Annotated in this window: 19 protein-coding genes and 1 pseudogene; 9 read left to right on the top strand and 11 right to left on the bottom strand. The window is 68.0% G+C overall.

From position 1 onward, the window contains the following. Positions 1–7 precede the first annotated feature (7 nt). From gcvH to A7D27_RS19380, 3 genes are all read right to left on the bottom strand, one after another. Positions 8–382 (bottom strand): glycine cleavage system protein GcvH, encoded by a 375-nt coding sequence (gcvH, locus tag A7D27_RS19390; protein WP_044399613.1) that lies wholly within the window; start codon positions 380–382, stop codon positions 8–10. Between the two features lie 507 nt (positions 383–889). Continuing rightward, positions 890–2,413 carry a sigma-54-dependent transcriptional regulator gene (locus A7D27_RS19385; protein ID WP_069565801.1) on the bottom strand — a complete coding sequence of 508 codons (1,524 nt, stop codon included), beginning with the start codon at positions 2,411–2,413 and terminating at the stop codon, positions 890–892. A 379-nt stretch (positions 2,414–2,792) separates the two neighbouring features. Then, on the bottom strand, positions 2,793–3,707 hold the full coding sequence (locus A7D27_RS19380; protein WP_069560426.1) for an AraC family transcriptional regulator: 915 nt from the start codon (positions 3,705–3,707) through the stop codon (positions 2,793–2,795). Between the two features lie 106 nt (positions 3,708–3,813). On the opposite strand from A7D27_RS19380, the gene A7D27_RS19375 reads away from it, so the two are divergent. From A7D27_RS19375 to A7D27_RS19355, 5 genes are read left to right on the top strand one after another with little or no spacing between them, the layout of a single operon-like run. After that, positions 3,814–4,374, top strand: coding sequence for a carboxymuconolactone decarboxylase family protein (locus A7D27_RS19375; protein WP_069565800.1), 561 nt, complete (start codon positions 3,814–3,816; stop codon positions 4,372–4,374). Between the two features lie 30 nt (positions 4,375–4,404). Continuing rightward, complete coding sequence (locus tag A7D27_RS19370) at positions 4,405–5,481, top strand: acyl-CoA dehydrogenase family protein (RefSeq protein ID WP_069565799.1); 1,077 nt, start codon at positions 4,405–4,407, stop codon at positions 5,479–5,481. Then, on the top strand, positions 5,478–6,314 hold the full coding sequence (locus A7D27_RS19365; protein WP_069565798.1) for an ABC transporter ATP-binding protein: 837 nt from the start codon (positions 5,478–5,480) through the stop codon (positions 6,312–6,314). Before A7D27_RS19370 ends, A7D27_RS19365 begins: the two co-directional genes overlap by 4 nt. Beyond that, the gene (locus A7D27_RS19360) at positions 6,280–7,479 is read left to right on the top strand and encodes an ABC transporter substrate-binding protein (RefSeq protein WP_069565797.1); all 1,200 of its coding nucleotides are present in this window, start codon (positions 6,280–6,282) and stop codon (positions 7,477–7,479) included. The genes A7D27_RS19365 and A7D27_RS19360 overlap by 35 nt, the downstream gene beginning before the upstream one ends. Beyond that, entirely contained in the window at positions 7,476–8,225 is a 750-nt protein-coding gene (locus tag A7D27_RS19355) for an ABC transporter permease (protein WP_069562746.1), read from the top strand. Before A7D27_RS19360 ends, A7D27_RS19355 begins: the two co-directional genes overlap by 4 nt. 13 nt (positions 8,226–8,238) lie before the next feature. On the opposite strand, the gene A7D27_RS19350 is transcribed toward A7D27_RS19355, so the two are convergent. The 3 genes from A7D27_RS19350 to A7D27_RS19340 all read right to left on the bottom strand — a co-directional run bounded on the left by A7D27_RS19350 (position 8,239) and on the right by A7D27_RS19340 (position 10,011). Then, on the bottom strand, positions 8,239–8,421 hold the full coding sequence (locus A7D27_RS19350; protein ID WP_069565796.1) for a hypothetical protein: 183 nt from the start codon (positions 8,419–8,421) through the stop codon (positions 8,239–8,241). Between the two features lie 84 nt (positions 8,422–8,505). Next, the gene (locus tag A7D27_RS19345) at positions 8,506–9,003 is read right to left on the bottom strand and encodes an isoprenylcysteine carboxylmethyltransferase family protein (protein WP_069565795.1); all 498 of its coding nucleotides are present in this window, start codon (positions 9,001–9,003) and stop codon (positions 8,506–8,508) included. A 78-nt stretch (positions 9,004–9,081) separates the two neighbouring features. Continuing rightward, entirely contained in the window at positions 9,082–10,011 is a 930-nt protein-coding gene (locus tag A7D27_RS19340; protein ID WP_069565794.1) for a carbon-nitrogen hydrolase family protein, read from the bottom strand. An 85-nt stretch (positions 10,012–10,096) separates the two neighbouring features. Between A7D27_RS19340 and A7D27_RS19335 the strand changes: the two genes are divergently transcribed. The 4 genes from A7D27_RS19335 to A7D27_RS19320 all read left to right on the top strand — a co-directional run bounded on the left by A7D27_RS19335 (position 10,097) and on the right by A7D27_RS19320 (position 12,598). Then, on the top strand, positions 10,097–11,023 hold the full coding sequence (locus tag A7D27_RS19335; RefSeq protein ID WP_069565793.1) for a LysR family transcriptional regulator: 927 nt from the start codon (positions 10,097–10,099) through the stop codon (positions 11,021–11,023). 1 nt (position 11,024) lies between these two features. Continuing rightward, entirely contained in the window at positions 11,025–11,246 is a 222-nt protein-coding gene (locus A7D27_RS19330; protein WP_069565792.1) for a hypothetical protein, read from the top strand. A gap of 92 nt (positions 11,247–11,338) precedes the next feature. Next, positions 11,339–11,602, top strand: a complete 264-nt coding sequence (locus tag A7D27_RS19325) for a hypothetical protein (RefSeq protein WP_069565791.1) — start codon at positions 11,339–11,341, stop codon at positions 11,600–11,602. A gap of 72 nt (positions 11,603–11,674) precedes the next feature. Next, positions 11,675–12,598, top strand: coding sequence for a pyridoxal-phosphate dependent enzyme (locus tag A7D27_RS19320; protein ID WP_069565790.1), 924 nt, complete (start codon positions 11,675–11,677; stop codon positions 12,596–12,598). Positions 12,599–12,762: 164 nt separating this feature from the next. Here A7D27_RS19320 and A7D27_RS19315 read toward each other — a convergent pair whose 3' ends face one another. The 5 genes and pseudogenes from A7D27_RS19315 to A7D27_RS19295 form a co-directional block, all read right to left on the bottom strand. After that, on the bottom strand, positions 12,763–14,907 hold the full coding sequence (locus A7D27_RS19315; RefSeq protein ID WP_170832308.1) for a lipase family protein: 2,145 nt from the start codon (positions 14,905–14,907) through the stop codon (positions 12,763–12,765). 5 nt (positions 14,908–14,912) lie between these two features. After that, on the bottom strand, positions 14,913–15,635 hold the full coding sequence (locus A7D27_RS19310; protein WP_069565789.1) for a hypothetical protein: 723 nt from the start codon (positions 15,633–15,635) through the stop codon (positions 14,913–14,915). 5 nt (positions 15,636–15,640) lie between these two features. After that, positions 15,641–16,423 (bottom strand): hypothetical protein, encoded by a 783-nt coding sequence (locus A7D27_RS19305; protein ID WP_256557191.1) that lies wholly within the window; start codon positions 16,421–16,423, stop codon positions 15,641–15,643. After that, the gene (locus tag A7D27_RS19300) at positions 16,420–17,265 is read right to left on the bottom strand and encodes a DUF4123 domain-containing protein (RefSeq protein ID WP_069565788.1); all 846 of its coding nucleotides are present in this window, start codon (positions 17,263–17,265) and stop codon (positions 16,420–16,422) included. The genes A7D27_RS19305 and A7D27_RS19300 overlap by 4 nt, the downstream gene beginning before the upstream one ends. Next, positions 17,262–17,727: pseudogene (locus tag A7D27_RS19295) on the bottom strand (type VI secretion system tip protein VgrG); the annotation flags it as partial. The pseudogene A7D27_RS19295 and the gene A7D27_RS19300, both read right to left, overlap by 4 nt.

Below are 17,727 nucleotides of genomic sequence, written 5' to 3'. Positions count from 1 at the left end.
GTGTTCCTCAGGCGTTCTTCACCAAAGCATCGTAGCCGGCCTGGTCGAGCAGGCCATCCAGTGCACCGGCATCGTCCAGGCGCATGCGGAAGAACCAGGCCTTGCCTTGCGGGTCCTCGTTGACCTGCTCGGGGGTGTCGGGCAGCTCGCCGTTCACTTCCACCACCTCGCCGTCCAGCGGCATGACGATGTTGCTGGCGGCCTTGACCGACTCCAGCACGGCGACTTCCTCGCCCTTGGCGTAGCGTTGCAGTTCGGGGAGTTGAACGAAGACCACGTCGCCGAGGGCGTCCTGGGCGAAGTCGGTGATGCCGACGGTGACCAGGCCGTCTGCGTCCAGGCGCAGCCATTCGTGATCAGCGGTAAAGCGCAATTGGCTCATTGATAACTCCTCGATGCGATAACCCGGTACTTTGCCGGGCGCTGATTGGGGACCCCGGCACGGAGCGTCGCCCGTGCTGTCTGGGCGCCTCATAGCAAGGTGGATGCCATCGAATAAAAATTCAATAAAAACAATTAGATATGTTGTTTTTTTGATGTGATTTATTGAATTTGGTGTAGCGAAATCGCTACGCCTCTCCCGGTGACCGACCGGCCATGTGCGCGCAATCCAGGCGTGATGGGGCTTTCAAAGGATTTGTTGCGAATTCGATACGCTGTAGCGAATTCGATACGTTCACTTAAAAATTTAAATAAATTCCAATAAAAACAATAAGATAGAATTGTTATCTGATGTGAATTGTTTGATTGGAGTGCTGCGATCGCCCCGAAGCTGTCAGGCGCACGCTCGCAGCCCCAGGCAGGCGGCCGCCAGAGGAGGCGAAGGTCGCTCTTGAGTGGTGTTTTATTATTTTAAAATCAATCACTTGCGAGTGATTCGCAAGGTCGCTCATGCGTTCTTGCCCGGGATGCCGTACTTGCGCAGACGATGGGCAATGGCGGTGTGGGAGGTCTTGAGGCGGGCGGCCAACTGGCGGGTGGAGGGGTAGCTGGTGAAAAGCTTCTCCAGCAGGCCGCGCTCGAAGTTCTCCACGGCTTCTTCCAGGCTGTTCACTTCCCCGTCGCTCTGCCGGGCCACGGCGGTGCCGGCGATGTCCAGGTCGCCGATCTCCACGATGTTGCTCTCGCAGATGGCGGCCGCACGGAAGATCACGTTCTGCAGTTGGCGCACGTTGCCCGGCCAGCGGTTGCCCAGCAGCGCAGGGTAGGTGCCGGGTGCCAGCCGGCACGGCGGTCGCTGGATCTGGGTGCAGGCTTGCTGCATGAAGAAGCGTGCCAACAGGAGGATGTCCTGCTCCCGCTCGCGCAGCGGCGGCACGTCCAGGTTGAGCACGTTGAGGCGGTAGAACAGGTCCTCGCGGAAGCTGCCCTCGGCCACCATCTTTTCCAGGTTGCGGTGGGTGGCGCTGAGGATGCGCACATCCACTTTCACCTCGCGGTCGCCGCCCACCCGGCGGAAGCAGCCATCGCTGAGGAAGCGCAGCAGCTTGGCCTGCAGGTAGGGCGACATCTCACCGATCTCGTCGAGGAACACCGTGCCCTGGTTGGCCAGTTCCAGCAGCCCCGGCTTGCCGCCGCGCTGGGCACCGGTGAAGGCGCCCGGGGCATAGCCGAACAGCTCGCTCTCGGCAAGGTTCTCCGGCAGGGCCGCGCAGTTCAGTGCCAGGAACGGCTGGTTGCGCCGGGCGCTGACGGCGTGGCAGGCCCGGGCCACCAACTCCTTGCCGGTACCGGTCTCGCCGGTGATCAGCAGGGGCGCATCCAGGGCCGCCACCCGCAGGGCGCGGGCCTTGAGGGTGCGGATGGGCTGGGAGTCGCCCAGCAGCGAGTCGAAGCCCTCGGCGTGGTCGTGGTGCAGGGCCGAGAGCCGCTCGCCGATGCGGTTGGGCAGGTAGAGCGTCAGCAGCGCCCCGGTGAGGCGCTCGCCCTCGTTGATCGGCACCGCGTCCAGCAGCAGTGCCTGGCCCTTGAGCTGGATTTCCCGCAGCGGCAGGCGGAAGCCCTGCTCGCGCAGCACTTCGTGCAGGCTCGCGTCGCCGAACAGTTGGGCCAGGGTGATGCCGGCCGGTTCCTCGCCGTACAGCGCCACCAGCGCCGGGTTGGCCAGCAGCACGCGGCCATTGCCGTCCACTGCCAGCACCGGGTCGGTCATCGCCGCCAGCAGCGCATCCAGCTGCAGCCGGTGGCGCTGGCCGGGGAGGATGTCCACCACCGTCACGTCCTGCACGCCGTGCACCTTGTGCAGGGCCTCGCGCAGCTCGTCCAGCACTTCGGGGCTCAGGGTCGGCGCGTCGATGTAGACGTTCGGTGGCACCATCTCCACCGCATCCAGGTTGAGGTTGCGCCCGCCGAGCAGGGCGAGCACTTCCTGGGTGATACCGACGCGATCGATGAAGGTGACGTGAATGCGCATGGAAACCCGGCCGTACTAAGGAGCGGGGGATTATGCCGCTCCCGCCGGGCCGGAGCCATGCCCGGGTGGTGCCGGGGTGGCGCAATCAGTTCGAACTTTGCCGACGGCCCGGGCTCGGAACTGGCAGATTCCCGCCAACCGGTGCGGCCGTGGGTTGGTCCGCTCCGCGCCGGCCACAAGGAGCCCATCCATGTTCCCCGTGCACCCTGCCGAATCCGTGGCGCGCGGCCTCTTCGAACAGCGGGCGGGCGATCTGTTGCAGGAGGGGATGCAGGTCGTGCAGGGGGTGATCCATGAGGCGGCTCCTCTCGGCGTGGCCAGGCCGAACGGTAGAGCCGCCGGGCCGGCGTGGGGGTTCAGTCGGCCGCCGGGTGGTCGCCTAGCCGCGCTGCCCCGACGACTTGCGGTACGCCCCCGGCTGCACCCCGGTGACCTTGTGAAAGGCGCGGGTGAAGGCCGCCACTGACTGGTAGCCCACCGCATCCGCCACCTCGGCCACCCTCTGCCCGCTGTCCAGCAGGCGACACGCCTGGCGCATGCGCAATGCCAGCAGCACGTGGCCCGGTGATTCCCCCGCCAGCTCCTGGAAGCGCTTGAAGAACGCCGAGCGCGACAGCCCGGTGCAGGCCGCCATCTCCTCCAGGCTCCAGGCCCGGCCGGGCTGGGCGATCAACTGTTCCAACAGCCCGGCGAACGGCGCTTGGCGCGCCAGTGCGGCGAGCCCGCCGAGGCTGGCGTTGTCCGTCACCTGCTGGCGCAGCACGTAAAGGAACAGCAGGTGGCTGAGGCGCTCCAGCAGGGCCGGCGAGGGCGCCGGAAGGCGCGCGCACTCCTGCAGGATCAGCTCGAACAGGCTGCGCGCAGCAGCCAGGGACGGGTCGCCCTTGCGCAGCACGATCCACGGCGGCAGCGACTCGACGATCAACGCCGACAAGCCCTGGCGGAAGTGGAAGAACCCGCACACCAGCCCCACGCCATCCCCGGCGGCCGGCTCCAGGGCCTGCATGGTGCCCTTCGGCTGGACGCGGGCGGCCTCCGCCGCCGCCTCGCCGGAAAGCCGGTAGGCCAGGTCGCGCAGCAGGAACACCGCGTCGCCGCTCTCCAGGCGCAGCGCCTCGCTGCCGTCGTCCAGGTGCAGCCAGCAATGCCCCTGCACCACCAGGTGGAAGCTGGCGCGGGCCAGCCCCTGGGTGCTGGCGTGCCAGCCGCCGCAATAACGGCCGACGTGGAAGAGGCTGGTGTCGAGTTCGAGGTTCTCTAATAACCAATCGACCAGGGGGCTGGATGAATTCATCTAAGGGAAAGACTCAGGAGCAAGTGATAGCGACTTTAGAATATTGAACGGGTTTCTTATTACCAACAGACTTTTCGGCACCCGAACCGACCCAGGAGAAGACTCCATGTCCCGTGTGCCCGTACAGACCCTCGACAGCGCCCCCGAAGCGGCGCGCCCGTTCCTCGAAAACGCCCTGAAGAACTCCGGCTTCATCCCCAACCTGCTGGGGGTGCTGGCCAATGCGCCGGCGGCCCTGGAAACCTACGTCACCGTCTCGGCGTTGAACGGCAAGGCTGAGCTGAACCTGGCCGAAAGGGAAGTGGTGCAACTGGTTGCGGCAACTCGCCACGGCTGCGATTTCTGCGTAGCCGGGCACACTGCCGTCGCCACCAACAAGGCCAAACTGCCGGCCGAGGTGGTCAGTGCCCTGCGGGAAATGGCGCCCCTGCCCGATGCGCGCCTGGAGGCCCTGGCGGCTTTCACCCAGGCCGTGATCGCTACACGGGGCGATGTCAGCGACGCTGACTTCGCCACCTTCCGCGCAGCCGGCTTCACCGACGGCAACGCCCTTGAGGTAATCCTCGGCGTGAGCCTGGCTACGCTGTGCAACTTCGCCAACGTCTTCGCCCGTACCCCGCTCAATGACGAGCTGGCCAGGTACCGCTGGCAACGTCCGGGGGCCTGAGCCCCGGACGCCGATGATCAGGAGATCGACATTCTGGACCCCAACCTGAGCCACTGGCTCGACAGCCAGGCCGAGGCGCTCGACACCGGCGCCTGCGACCCCGACACCCTGCTGCACGCGCTCAGCCAGGCCGGCCTGCCTAAGGTCGGCGTGGACCGCGCCCTGGGCGGCGATGGCGGCACCCTGCACGACGCCATCGAGACGGTCGCCGCCGTGGCTGGCCATTCGCTCACCGCCGCCTTCGTGCTGTGGGGGCAGCGGGCTTTCATCGAATACGTGCTGCACACCCCCAGCGAGGCGCTGCGCGAGCGCTTGCTGGGCGACCTGCTGGCTGGCCGCGTGGCCGGCGCCACGGGGCTGTCCAACGCCATGAAGTTCCTCAGCGGCGTCGAGGCACTGCAGGTGCGCAGCCAGGTCACCGAGCGCGGCTGGCGCCTGGACGGGCGCCTGCCCTGGGTGACCAACCTGCGCCGCCAGGGTTTCCTGGTGGCCGCCGCCGTGGAGGCCGGGGAGGGCCAGCCGCCGCTGGTCCTGGCGATCCCCGATGGGCTGCCGGGCCTGGCGCGTTCCGCCGACCTCGACCTGCTCGGCCTGCAGGGCAGCAACACTGCCGCCCTCGATCTGGCCGGGGTGGAACTCGACCGCACCTGGCTGCTGCACGAAGACGCGCGGCGTTTCCTTCCGGGGGTACGCCCGGCCTTCCTCGGCCTGCAATGCGGCATGGCCCTCGGCCTGGCGCGGCGCTGCCTGGACGAGGTGAAGGCGCACCTCGGCGACGGCGGTGGCCGGGCCCTGCTGGAGGCCGAACTGGGCACGCAGCGCAACCGCCTGGAGGCCCTGGCCCGCGAACTGCACCAGGGGCTGGACGAAGGCCGCTTCCTCGCCCAGCCGGCTGCGCAGTTCCGCCTGCGCATCGGCCTGGCGGAGAGCGTCGCCGATGCCATCCAGTTGGAGCTGCAGGCCAGCGGCGGCAAGGCCTACCTGAGCGAGCACGGTGCGGGCTTCGCGCGGCGCTGGCGGGAGTCGGCCTTCGTGCCCATCGTCACCCCCAGCCTGGTGCAGCTGCGTACCGAACTGAACCGCCAGGCTCGCGAGGTGGTGGCGTGAGCGACGGATTGCTGACGGCCGAGGGCATCCGCCTCGGCTACCTGCGCGGCAACCAGCGCCAGGAGGTGCTGGCGCGCTTCGACCTGCAATTGGCGCCGGGGGAGGTGGTGTCCATCCTCGGCCCCAGCGGCGTCGGCAAATCCAGCCTGCTGCGGGTGCTGGCGGGCCTGCAGCAGCCCAGCGGCGGGCAGGTGCGGCTCCACGGCGAGCCGCTGGACGGCCCCCACCCGCGCGTGGCGGTGGCCTTCCAGGACCCCAGCCTGCTGCCCTGGCTGAACCTGGAGAAGAACGTGGCCTTCGGCCTGGATTTCGCCCGCCAGCCCAAGCTGGCTGCCGCCGAGCGCAAGGCGCGGGTGGAGCAGGCCATCGCCGCCGTGGGCCTGGCCCATGCCCGTGGCCACTTCCCCGCGCAGCTCTCCGGCGGCATGGCCCAGCGCACCGCGCTGGCCCGCTGCCTGGCACGGCGCCCCGAGGTGCTGCTGCTGGACGAACCCTTCGGCGCGTTGGACGAGGTGACCCGCGCCGACATGCAGCAACTGCTGCTGCAACTGATCCACGAGCAGCGCACCGCCGCCGTGCTGATCACCCATGACATCGACGAGGCCCTGCTGCTCTCCGACCGCATCCTGCTACTGGGCGACACCCCGGCGCGGATCCTCGGCGAGTGGACCCCGGACCTGCCCCAGCCACGGGCGGAGCGGGTGGAGGAATTGGGGGCCTTGCGCGTCGACATCCTCAAGACCCTACGGCGGGCCAGCCGCGGAAACGGAACCCCAACCCCTGATACGGAGGCCCACGATGTGCCTGGACGATCCCTCTCATTCCCGACGTGACATCCTCAAGCTCGGCGCGCTGCTGACCGCCGCCGGCGCGCTGCCGCTGCTCACCAGCCTGCAGGCCCGCGCGGCCGCCGAGCCCGACGCGCCGGTGCGCATCGGCTACCTGCCGATCACCGACGCCACGCCGCTGCTGGTGGCCCACGCCAACGGCCTGTTCGAGGCCGAGGGCATCAAGGCCGAGCGCCCGGTGCTGCTGCGCAGTTGGGCGCAGGTGATCGAGGCCTTCATCTCCGGCCAGGTGAACGTCATCCACCTGCTGTCGCCGATGACCGTCTGGGCCCGCTACGGCAGCAAGGTGCCAGCCAAGGTGGTGGCCTGGAACCACGTCGGCGGCTCCGGCCTCACCGTGGCGCCGGGCATCGAGCAGGTGGCCCAGTTGGGCGGGCGCACCGTGGCGATTCCCTTCTGGTACTCCATCCACAACGTGGTGGTGCAGCAGTTGCTGCGCGACGGCGGCCTGGTGCCGGTGAGCAAGCCGGTGGGCGCGGCCCTGGCCGCCAACGAGGTCAACCTGGTGGTGCTGCCGCCCTCGGACATGCCGCCAGCCCTGGCCAGCAAGCGCATCGACGGCTACATCGTCGCCGAGCCGTTCAACGCCCTGGCGGAGAACCTCAAGGTCGGCCGGGTGCAGCGCTTCACCGGGGACGTCTGGCGCAACCACGCCTGCTGCGTGGTGTTCATGCACGAGCACGACCTGAACAACCGCCCCGAGTGGTCGCAGAAGGTGGTCAACGCCATCGTCAAGGCGCAGCTCTGGACCCGCGAGAACCGTGCCGAGGCGGCGAAGCTTTTGTCCAAAGACGGCGCCAACCGCTACACCCCCCACGCCTCCGAGGTGCTGGGCAAGGTGCTGGCCCCGGCAGCCGGCGAGCGCGACGGTTACGTGAAGAGCGGTGCCATCCGCCATGCCGCGTGGGACGAGCAGCGCATCGACTTCCAGCCCTATCCCTTCCCCAGCTACACCGAGGAGCTGGTCAGCCGCCTGAAGGACACCCTGATCCAGGGCGACAAGTCCTTCCTCGCCGGGCTCGACCCCAAGGCCACCGCCGCCGACCTGGTGGACGACCGCTTCGTAAGGGCGGCCCTGGCCGGCGTCGGCGGGCTGGAAGCGTTCGGCCTGGGCGGCGGTTTCGAGCGCACCGAGGAGATCGCCGTTTGAACCTGAACCGCCTGTTCCTTGGTTTCGGCGGCCTGGCCGTCCTGGGCCTGCTGTGGTGGCTCGGCGTGGCGGCCGGGGGCGCGGACGACGGCCTGGCCGCGCGCTTCTCGCCCCAGCAGACCCTGGCCAGCCTGCAGGAGCTGCTGCACCGTGGCGAGCTGTACGAGCACGTGTGGGTGAGCCTCAAGCGCATCCTCGTCGGGCTGTCCCTGGCGCTGCTGGTGGGGGTGCCCCTGGGGCTGCTGGTGGGCAGCTCGCGCAATCTGGAGGCCGCCACCACGCCGGCCTTCCAGTTCCTGCGGATGATCTCGCCGCTGTCCTGGATGCCCATCGCGGTGATGCTGATGGGGGTGGGCGACCAGCCCATCTACTTCCTGCTGGCCTTCGCTGCCGTCTGGCCGATCCTGCTCAACACAGCGGCCGGGGTGCGTCAGTTGGACCCGCGCTGGCTGCAACTGGCCCGCAGCCTGAGCGCCACCCGCCGGGAGGTGCTGCTGAAGGTGATCGTGCCCGGCGTGCTGGGCCATGTGCTGACCGGCGTGCGCTTGGCCATCGGCATCCTCTGGATCGTGCTGGTGCCCTGCGAAATGCTCGGCGTCAGTGCCGGGCTCGGCTACTACATCCTCGATACCCGCGACCGCCTGGCCTACTCGGAGCTGATGGCCATGGTGCTGCTGATCGGCGTGCTGGGCTTTGCCCTGGATGCCGCCGCGCGGGGGCTCTACCAGCGCTGGTCGCACACCTGAGGCACCGGGCGCTTCAGGCGTGGGAGGCGAGTCGGGCCTGGTAGAACAACTGGTCGCAGTGCGCCAGCAGGTCCTGGGGATGGGCCAGCGCCGGCGCGCTTGAGCGGTCGCTGCCGAGGTTGATGCTGAGGTGGTCCTGGCCGTCCGGGCGGTGGGCGTGGTCGTCGTTGGGCTCGAAGTGGTCGATGTCCGCCATTGGCCGCGCGCGGGCAGTGGCGAGCGGCCGGTCCAGGGGGCGCCGGCGATGCCGCCCATCGTCTCGCGGGCGCCTTTTCCAGGTTTACAGCCAGCGTCGGACCTGCTCGCGGTAGGCCAGGTAGTCGGCGCCGAAGAGCTGTTCGAGCATGCGTTCCTCCGGCGGGATCTGGTAGCGCTCGATGTACAGCATGAACAGCACCACGCCCGCCAGGGCGAAGGGCGCGGCGAGCCACAGGCCCCAGCCCAGCAGCATCAGGGCGAAGCCCAGGTACATAGGGTTGCGGGTGCGGTGGTAGATGCCACGGATGACCAGGGCCGAGGTACGTTCCGGGTGGATCGGGTTGACCGTGGTGCGGGCCCGGCGGAAGGCCAGGGCTCCGGCCAGGCAGACCGCCACGCCGGCGACCAGCACCAGCAGCGCGAGCAGCAGCCGCAGCGCCTGGGGCAGGGCGATGGGCAGGCCCGGCGTGACCTGGGCCAGACCGTACATCAGCGCGGCGCAGGCCAGCCCCACCAGCGGCGGCGGGATGCGCCGCTCCAGCCAGCGGGCACGGGGGAGCGCGGTGGGGGGCTGGGTCATGGGGCTGTCCTTGTGAGGTGGGGGAGGCGGCATCATCAAGCCTGGAGTGGCTACAGAGTCAAGCACGCCTCCTGTGCATCACTGGTCCCGTTCGAAGCGCACGCCGGGCTTGGCGCGTTCGTCCACCCGCAGCTCGAAGACGTCGGGGCGGGCGTAGTGGCCGACCACGTCGAAGTCGTAGCGGGCGCGGGTCAACTGCTCGGTGTCCACCTCGGCGCAGAGCAGGCCGGTGGCGTTGCGCAGCGGGCCGGCGAGCACCTCGCCCAGCGGGTCGACGATCACGCTGCCGCCCTGGATCAGCGGGCGGTCGTCATCCCAGCCCGGTACTTCGATGCCCAGCTCACGGGGCGAGGGCTGCACCTGGCAGGCGCTGATCACGAAGCAACGGCCCTCATGGGCGATGTGGCGCATGGAGCATTGCCACACCTCCCGCTCGTCCACCGTTGGTGCGCACCACAGCTCCACGCCCTTGGCGTACATGGCGGTGCGCAGCAGCGGCATGTGGTTCTCCCAGCAGATGGCGGCACCCAGGCGACCGGCGGCGCTGTCCACCACCGGCAGGGTGGAGCCGTCGCCCTTGGCCCAGATCAGCCGCTCGGTGCCCGTGGGCATCAGCTTGCGGTGCCGTGCCACCAGGCCTTCGCCGGGCTCGAAGAACAGTGCCGTGCAGTACAGCGAACTGCCCGCACGCTCGATCACCCCCAGCACCAGGCTGGCGCCGGTGCGGGCGGAGAGGCCGGCCAGGGCCTCGGTCTCGGCGCCCGGCACGTCGATGGCGTTGGCGTGGTAGCGGGCGAAGGCCTCGCGCCCCTCCGGCAGGCGATAGCCCAGGCGGGTGCCGAATATCTCGCCCTTGGGGTAGCCGCCCAGCAGGGCCTCGGGCATCACCACCAGGGCGGCGCCGGCGTCGCGGATGGCCTGTTCGTAGGAGAGGATGAGGTCCAGCGTGGCCTGCTTGCCTTCCGGCAGGGAGCCGATCTGCAGGGCGGCGACGGTGCGGCGGGGCATGGCGTGGGTCCTTGCTTGGTGAGGGATGACGGGGATGCTATAAGCCCCGCTTCCCGCAATGAATGGCGATTCGCTGCTAATCGATATGAAGCGCATGAATATCGAGCAGGCCGACCTGAACCTGCTCAAGGTCTTCGAGGCCCTCCACGAAGAAGGCAGCGCCAGCCGCGCCTCGGTGCGCCTGGGGCTGACCCAGTCGGCGGTCAGCGCGGCCCTCGGGCGCCTGCGCCTGCTCTACGGCGATGCGCTGTTCCAGCGTACCGGGCGCGGCCTGGCGCCGACCCTGCTGGCGGACCAGCTCAAGCCGGTGATCAGCGAAGCCCTGGACCGGGTGCGCCAGAGCCTGGACCTGGTGACCCCGGAGGGCGGCGACTTCAGCGGACGCTCGGTGGCGGTGGGGCTCTCCGACGACTTCGAGATTGCCCTCGCACCCCGGCTGCTGGCCCAGGTGGCGCGGCGGGCGCCGCAGTTGCGGCTGATCTTCCGCCAGACCCACAGCCAGATCGTCAACGCCGCGCTGATGGAGCGCCAGGTGGACCTGGCGATCACCTCCGGCGGCATCACCAGCCAGGGCCTGAGCCGCGCCTTGCTGGGGGAGGGCGGCTACGCCTGCGTGGTCGACCCCGAGGGATTCGGCGATGCCGGGGCGCTGGACCTGGAGCGCTTCGTCGCCAGCCCGCACCTGCTGATTTCCTCCGGCGGCTTCATCGGCATCGTCGACGAAGCCCTGGCCGCCCTCGGGCGCAGCCGCCGGGTGCTGGCCTCCACCACCCACTTCGCCGCCTTGCCCTACCTGCTCAAGGGCACGCCGGCCCTGGCCACAGTGCCGGCCCATGCCGCCGAAGCGGTGGCCCGCGTCAGCGGCCTGCAGGTGCTGGCCTGCCCGCTGGCGCTGCGGCGCTACCCCATCGAGCTGGGCTGGCGACCCCGCGCCCTGGAGGACCGCGCCGTGGCGCTGGTCCGCGAGGCCATCGAGGCCTGCTTCCCCCTGACGCCGACTCAAGGAACCTGACATGGACACGTCGCTGGCCCTCAAGCGGGTCGTCGCCACCGTCGATTACCGGCACTTCTGCGCTTCCGCCCGCCAACCGGGACTGGCCACTTCCCCGGTGTCCCACGCGGTGTGCGGTCTGCAGCGCGAGCTGGATGCGCTGCCGGCCTTCGTTCTGGCGGGTCGGGCCAGCCCAGGGCGATCCTCTTCTGGTCGGCGGACCAGTGCCAGCGGTTTTCCTTGAACCAGCCGACAACTTTCTGCGGCCGGCTGGCCTAGGCTTCTGCATCCCGACCCGCCGGGTCGGCACTTGAAACGATCGCAGGGAGCGAACCGATGAAACTGGCCAAGGACGACATAGCCCGCTTGTTCACCCTCCATTTGCCGGACTACCGCTGCGAGGTCTCCCGCCACGGCGTGGCGGAGCTGGCCCTGCAATTCACCCACCGCGCCCTTGGGGATGTGTTCACCCTCTGCGTGCCGGCCCGCGAGCTGGATGGCGCCCCGGCGGTGCGGGCCCTGAGCCGGGCCCTGGCGGAAGAGTTCGAAGGCGCCGTGGGCGCGCGCCTGTGCTTCGGCACCCTGCGTCGCCGAGCCTGAGCGCAATAACGTACAAGACCGGCCCGCTGGCGGGCGGCACCGTTGGTGGGTCCCTTCTGCCCGAGCGTTGCCATGGCCTTGCACATCGAAACCCCGTTGATCCTCTCCCACCCGCTCTCCGCAGCCGCCGGGCGGCGCGTCCGGCTCAAGCTGGAGGCGCTGCAGCCGCCCGGTTCGTTCAAGATCCGTGGCGTCGGTGCCGCCTGTGAGGTGCACGCGCGGGCGGGCAAGCGGCGTTTCATCTGCTCCTCCGGCGGCAATGCCGGGCTGGCGATGGCCTTTGCCGGGCGCCAGTTGGGCGTTCCGGTGACGGTGGTGGTGCCGGAGAACACGCCGGAGCGCGCCCGCGAAGCCCTGCGCGGCGAAGGCGCGGACCTGCGGGTGCACGGCGCCGCCTGGCACGAGGCCAACGAGCTGGCGCTGTCCCTGGTGGGCCCGGAGGACGCCTTCATCCACCCCTTCGATGACCCGCTGCTCTGGAGCGGCCACGCCAGCCTGGTGGACGAGGCCGTGCGCCAGGGCCCCCGGCCCGGCGCCGTGGTGCTCTCGGTGGGCGGCGGCGGCCTGTTCAGCGGCGTGGTGGAGGGCCTGCGCCGCAACGGCTGGGACGATGTGCCGGTGGTGGCGGTGGAAACCCGGGGCGCCGCGTCCTTCGCCGCCGCACGGGAGGCTGGCACGGCGGTGACCCTGGACACGCTGGCCACCTGCGCCGGCTCCCTGGCGGCGCGCCGCGTGTGCGATCGCGCGGCCGAGCTGGCCCGGCTGCACCCGGTGCGCAGCCACCAGGTCAGCGACCGCGATGCACTGCGGGCCTGCGAGCGCTTCCTCGACGATCACCGCCTGCTGGTGGAGCCGGCCTGTGGCGCGGCCTTGGCGGCGCTCTACGGGGAATGCCCGGCACTGGAAGATGTCGACGATGTACTGGTGGTGGTCTGCGGCGGGGTGACCGCCAGCCTGGAACAGATCCGCGCCTGGTATGCCCAGGTTGACGACTGAGCTGCGCGCTCAGGCAGGAAGCCGGCACCGAAGCGCGCTCCCCTTTGTGGGTTCAGGCCCACCACTCGGCAGGCGTGGCGTTTGGCGATGGTGCAGGTTGCGCCCTGTTGGGACAGCGAGTGGCTCGGGTGCCGTGGTGAACAGCCCCGTGCTCAGCAGCCCTGTCAGCCATAGCGTTGCCGGGATGGGCCGCCGGTTTTCGCCAACTGTTCAGCCTTGATGTTCACCGCCTGGCCCCGCCAGTCGGCGACGATCTCCGCCAGGTCCGCGCGCGTGCTGAACTCGCCAAACACATCCGCCGGCTTGATCTCACGCAGGGACTGAACCTGCAGCCGCAGCATCAGCCGCTCCAGCTTGAGCAATTGATCGAGGCTCACCCTCTGCACACGGCTCTTCGTCTCCAGATACAGCTCATACAGTTGCGTATCGGTCATGCGGTAGAAACGTATGTCCCTGCGAATCGTCCTCTTGAACGCAACGAAACTGTTGATCCGCCAACGGGCCATCTCTTCATGCACCCCTTGCACCTGTAGAAGCAGGTCGTGCCGCTCGGCGTCCGAAAACAGCGCGCCATCCCGCTCCAGGCTGGCGTTCCAGCGCAGCAGCGTGGTCAGCGCCGCACGGCTGTAGCCCGAATCGCTCGAGTGATCGCCTGCGGACAGAACCTGCTTGACCAGGCTCTCACGCGCGGGCATGTCGCCCTTCAGGTCGATGTGCCCCGCGTACTGCGAACAGGCCTGTTCATCCAGCGCCTCACAGCCGGGCTGCCAGAGAATCGCCGCCTCGCTGCCCGCCTCCGCGCGGCGCGGCATGAAATGGCGCTGCTCGCCGTGGTGCTGATACGGGTCACCGCGCAAATTCAACAACCCGCCCAACAGCAACAACAGGCCCCCGAACGGCTGACTGCTCAGCAGCGCGCTGCCCAGCAACGCCAGGCGCCACTCCGCATCCAGCCAGGTAAAGGGCACGCCCGGCACCGGGTCGTTGTGGTTGACCAGGCGGTGGTGAGCCAAGCCCTGCGCCGCCTTGACGAATTGGGTGTCACCCACCCGAGGCGAGCCGAAGGTGTAGAGCAGCGTGTTGTCATGAGACCACTCGCGGCGCAGCCACTCCGCCACCTGCAAGGCAATTGCCCCACCCAGGCTATGGCCGCAGACGATGAGGGTGTGCTCGGGGAGGTAAAAGGCCCTTAGATAGCGCTCAATGAAGTCCTTGGCGGCCAGAAAGGCCCCATAGAAGCCCCGGTGAACCTGGCCGTCCCCCTCCTCGAACGACACCTGCCGGGCATCCATATCCCTCAGGCCGTCGTAAATGAGCTCCTGGGTTCCGCGCACAGAGATCAGCACAACGCGCTCGTTATGGCTGATAAAGGCCTGGGTGTCAGTCGGCTTGTGATCGAGAAAGTGCACGTCTTCCGGGGTGCCCCAACCCTGCTCTGCCTCGGCGGCATAGCGCGCCGGGTCATAGGGCACCACCTCCAAGCGCTTGGAGTAGGCCACCTCCTCACACAGCAAGTGATAGGGGGCGGCCGTGTTGAACTGCCTGGGCAACAGGCCCCGGCCCAAGCGCTCCCGCAGCACCTGGCCAATGCTGCCCGCTACTGGGTACGGCGGCGGCAGGCCTCCGCGCGGGCTGTTGGCCTGGCTGAACGGCGCATAGGCCAGCACGCTCAACAGGCTCAAGTGGTAGGCATTCAGCGCGCAGAAGGGTTTGTCCCGCGACAGCAGTGGGCTGTAGGCGCGCAGCGCCTTCACCTCCAGCACATGGTGCTGGTTGGGCAACAGCCCCACCCCCAGGCGCGTCGCCGCCGCCCCGGCGCTGAGCCTGAGGCTGGCCGACGGGCGCGGCCCCCACTCCAGGTCCGGGTCCGGCAGGTGGGCGCTGGCCTCGGCAAAATCGCTGACCTCCACCCGCCAGAAGCTCGCCGCCTCACGCTCAGCGCGGGCCTCCGCCAAATAGGTACGGCCAGTAACGGCCTTGCGTGGCCCCAAAGGCGACTGTTCAGCGGCGACTTGCAGGGCGGTGAGGGGGAGCTTGAAGGCCTTACGGTCCTGCAAGTGCTCGTACCACGTCTCCCCACCCGAGTATTCGGAGAGAAGCGACAAAACCACCGGGCCGATGTAGCAATTTGTCACCCGAGCAAACCCTTCTGCATCCAAGGTGCCGGGGTAGGCCTCTCCTTGCTGGTCGTAGACGACGTAACTTAACCCCGCATAAGGGGCACCATCCCCGTGTTCGTCCACCAGGCGGAAACTCACCCAGTGACCGCGCTTCGGGCAAACCAGCCTTGGTTTTGTCGGCGATTCCATTGTTCTTACTCCGTGCAAGAGGGGTAAACCGTGCAAGTACGGCCATTCATTTTGAATGTCTTGAATACTGGCGGGGTCTGGCACCGGTCAGAGGTCTCGGTGCCCTGGCAAGGCTTCCAGCCTGCTGGCGTTTTGATCCAGCGTCGGTCGTAAGAAGGCTCCTCCTCACGATCCAACGCAACATCCAAGCGCACGGTCTTACCCACCAGCCCGCTGGCGGGTAGGTGAGCGCCTGCGCCCTGACAGTTGAGAAGTTTTTCAATCTCTCCCCGCCGCGATGAGGCCGAACTCAACTGAAACCACCAACCGCAATGGGCCTGCTTATGCAGCACCCCGGCAGCATCGAAGTCCGGTGCGCCTGCCGGTAGCGACTCCACCACCTGCAAATTGCCGTTGTCGTAGGTCTTCTGCCACTTCAGCGGGCCGTGGCGGCCATGAATAAAGAGCCCCACCCTCACCAACCGCGCCTGGCAGCCGCCCACGGGGTAGTGCACCGGAATATCGAAACGGTAAGCCGGTGCCCCTTGCTCAAGCGGCACCTCGAACTCCTGAATCAAATCCCAATAGCGCGCCTCGCAGCCTTCAGGCAGCGCATAACGCGCCTGAGCCCTCAGGCCGAAATCCTTCGGCAGCGCCCCTTCAAAACGAAAGGTGTTGTCCGGCGCGCTCGGGCGAGCACAACCGCTCGCCAGCAAAAGCAAGCAAACACCCAAGAACAAGCGGCTCATAAGCGCTACTCCGTGCAAGAGGGATAAACCGTGCAGGTACGGCCATTCATTTTGAAGGGCATGAATTGCGGGGGCTTCAGGCACAACTCTTCCCGTGGCGTGCCCCAGCGCCCGGTGCAAGGCTTCCAACCGTTCGGCACGCGATGCCAATAGGGCTCGCGGTAAGGCTCCTCCTCACGATCCAACGCCACATCCAAGCGCACGGTCTTACCCACCAGCCCGTTGGCGGGTAGGTGAGCGCCTGCGCCCGGGCAGTTGAGAAGTTTGGAAATCTCTCCCCGCCGTGAGGCGGCTGAACTCAACTGAAACCACCAACCGCAATGGGCCTGCTTATGCAGCACCCCGGCGGCATCGAAGCTCGGCGCGCCTGTTGGTAATTGCTCCACTACTCGCAGGTTTCCAAGCGCCGAGATCTCCTGCCACTTCAGTGGGCCGTAGCGGCCGTCTATCCGCAGCCCCACCCTCACCAACCGCGCCTGGCAGCCGCCCACGGGGTAGTGCACCGGAATATCGAAACGGTAAGCCGGTGCCCCTTGCTCAAGCGGCACCTCGAACTCCTGAATCAAATCCCAATAGCGCGCCTCGCAGCCTTCAGGCAGCGCATAACGCGCCTGAGCCCTCAGGCCGAAATCCTTCGGCAGCGCCCCTTCAAAACGAAAGGTGTTGTCCGGCGTGCTCGGGCGAGCACAACCGCTCGCCAACACAAGCAAGCAAACACCCCAGAACAAGCGGCTCATGCAGGCACCGAGCAGCAGTACGGTAATGCCGATCAGTCCATGGCCTTTCATCGCGAGAGCCCTTGGAAGCGCTTCATGCAGCGCCACAGGTGGTCTTCGGCGGTCTCGTGGCTCAAGGGCGACCAGCTCGGGTCGGCGCGCCACTGAGGATCGAGGGCGGCGCTGAGGAAGAAGCGCTGGGCGGCTTCACCGTGCCAGCCCCAGGCATCGAGCTGTGCCAGGTGTTCGCTGATCCATTCATCGACGATCTGTTCTTCGGCGATACGGCCTATGGCTTCGGTGTGTTGTTCCCATAGCCAGGCGCTCATGGCGTGCAGCGTCAGCGCCTGGTCAATGGCCTGTGGTTCAGCCAGTGACAGCCAGGGGCTGCCGGCTTCGAGCGGGTACCTGCCTGGGGCCGGGTTGTCGAAACGTCGCCAGCCCTCACCATCCCAGGCCAGCGCGCTGCGCAAGGGGCCCAGCAGCAAAGGCTGCTGTTGCGGCTCCAGAGCATTCAAGTGGCGCGCGATGACGCGGTTGTCTTGCAGGCGATACAGCGCGCGCTGGCCATCCTCTTCTGCGAACAGCGCACGGGCTTGCCAATGGGCTTTCAGCAGGTCGAATTGGTCGCCGTCGCTGCTGGCCAGCCAGCCCCAGTTCGAGCTGGGCTGCTCGATCAGTTCGCTCACCAGCGGTGCGTGTTCTTGCTCGGGCGTCAGTTGCACGAGCCAGGGCGCTATGTCCGTCAGGCTTTCGGCGGGGGTGTGGCGGTAGAGGTTGAAGGCCCGTTGCAGCAGGTCGGCTTGGGCCAGGGCGATCAGTGGATTGGGTTCGGCCAGGGTGTCGATGATCAGTAGCAGGTGCCTGGAGTCCGTGTGTTGTTCAGCCAGCCACGCCTGTGCGAGGACGTTCATTGGAAACCTCCGGTTGTCGGGCAGAGGCCTTCAGCGCATGCCTCGCAGAGGGGGCAGCGGCTGCTGGCCAACTGCCTGGCCTGCATCGCCAACTGCCGCTGGGCTTTGGCCAAGGCGCCACCGGCCTGGCTTCGGTCAGCCTGCCGGGCGTCACCCGGCAGGATCGGCGCGGCGCCGCTGCCTTGGCCCGCTGCCCCGCCCGAGTTCAGGTTGATGCTGGCGCCGCTGAAGGTGACACCGCCGGGGTCGAGCTTGAGGAAGCTGCCGCCGCCGCTGGCAGTGAGCTCCATGCCGGCGTCGATCACGACCTTGTCGCCGGCGTAGTAGTGGATCTCCTGCCCCGCTTCGATGAACTGCCCGCTGCCCAGTTGGATGTGCTGCTCGTTGCCGATGGTGAGGTGGTCATCCAGCTTCAGTTCGGTCTTGCGGTCCTTGTGCAAGGTGTGGTGCTGCTCACCGTGG

The organism is Pseudomonas sp. 1D4 (assembly GCF_001728925.1).
Lineage (GTDB): Bacteria > Pseudomonadota > Gammaproteobacteria > Pseudomonadales > Pseudomonadaceae > Metapseudomonas > Metapseudomonas otitidis.
The sequence above is the reverse complement of the archived record's forward strand: the minus strand, read 5'-3'. Positions and strand labels throughout refer to the sequence as shown.

What these genes read in the sequence shown, in the direction of transcription:
- gcvH (WP_044399613.1), bottom strand. Translation starts at nt 382, where the DNA reads ATGAGCCAATTGCGCTTTACCGCTGATCACGAATGGCTGCGCCTGGAC.
- A7D27_RS19385 (WP_069565801.1), bottom strand. Translation starts at nt 2,413, where the DNA reads ATGCGCATTCACGTCACCTTCATCGATCGCGTCGGTATCACCCAGGAA.
- A7D27_RS19380 (WP_069560426.1), bottom strand. Translation starts at nt 3,707, where the DNA reads ATGAATTCATCCAGCCCCCTGGTCGATTGGTTATTAGAGAACCTCGAA.
- A7D27_RS19375 (WP_069565800.1), top strand. Translation starts at nt 3,814, where the DNA reads ATGTCCCGTGTGCCCGTACAGACCCTCGACAGCGCCCCCGAAGCGGCG.
- A7D27_RS19360 (WP_069565797.1), top strand. Translation starts at nt 6,280, where the DNA reads ATGTGCCTGGACGATCCCTCTCATTCCCGACGTGACATCCTCAAGCTC.
- A7D27_RS19350 (WP_069565796.1), bottom strand. Translation starts at nt 8,421, where the DNA reads ATGGCGGACATCGACCACTTCGAGCCCAACGACGACCACGCCCACCGC.
- A7D27_RS19345 (WP_069565795.1), bottom strand. Translation starts at nt 9,003, where the DNA reads ATGACCCAGCCCCCCACCGCGCTCCCCCGTGCCCGCTGGCTGGAGCGG.
- A7D27_RS19340 (WP_069565794.1), bottom strand. Translation starts at nt 10,011, where the DNA reads ATGCCCCGCCGCACCGTCGCCGCCCTGCAGATCGGCTCCCTGCCGGAA.
- A7D27_RS19335 (WP_069565793.1), top strand. Translation starts at nt 10,097, where the DNA reads ATGAAGCGCATGAATATCGAGCAGGCCGACCTGAACCTGCTCAAGGTC.
- A7D27_RS19330 (WP_069565792.1), top strand. Translation starts at nt 11,025, where the DNA reads ATGGACACGTCGCTGGCCCTCAAGCGGGTCGTCGCCACCGTCGATTAC.
- A7D27_RS19325 (WP_069565791.1), top strand. Translation starts at nt 11,339, where the DNA reads ATGAAACTGGCCAAGGACGACATAGCCCGCTTGTTCACCCTCCATTTG.
- A7D27_RS19320 (WP_069565790.1), top strand. Translation starts at nt 11,675, where the DNA reads ATGGCCTTGCACATCGAAACCCCGTTGATCCTCTCCCACCCGCTCTCC.
- A7D27_RS19315 (WP_170832308.1), bottom strand. Translation starts at nt 14,907, where the DNA reads ATGGAATCGCCGACAAAACCAAGGCTGGTTTGCCCGAAGCGCGGTCAC.
- A7D27_RS19310 (WP_069565789.1), bottom strand. Translation starts at nt 15,635, where the DNA reads ATGAGCCGCTTGTTCTTGGGTGTTTGCTTGCTTTTGCTGGCGAGCGGT.
- A7D27_RS19305 (WP_256557191.1), bottom strand. Translation starts at nt 16,423, where the DNA reads ATGAAAGGCCATGGACTGATCGGCATTACCGTACTGCTGCTCGGTGCC.
- A7D27_RS19300 (WP_069565788.1), bottom strand. Translation starts at nt 17,265, where the DNA reads ATGAACGTCCTCGCACAGGCGTGGCTGGCTGAACAACACACGGACTCC.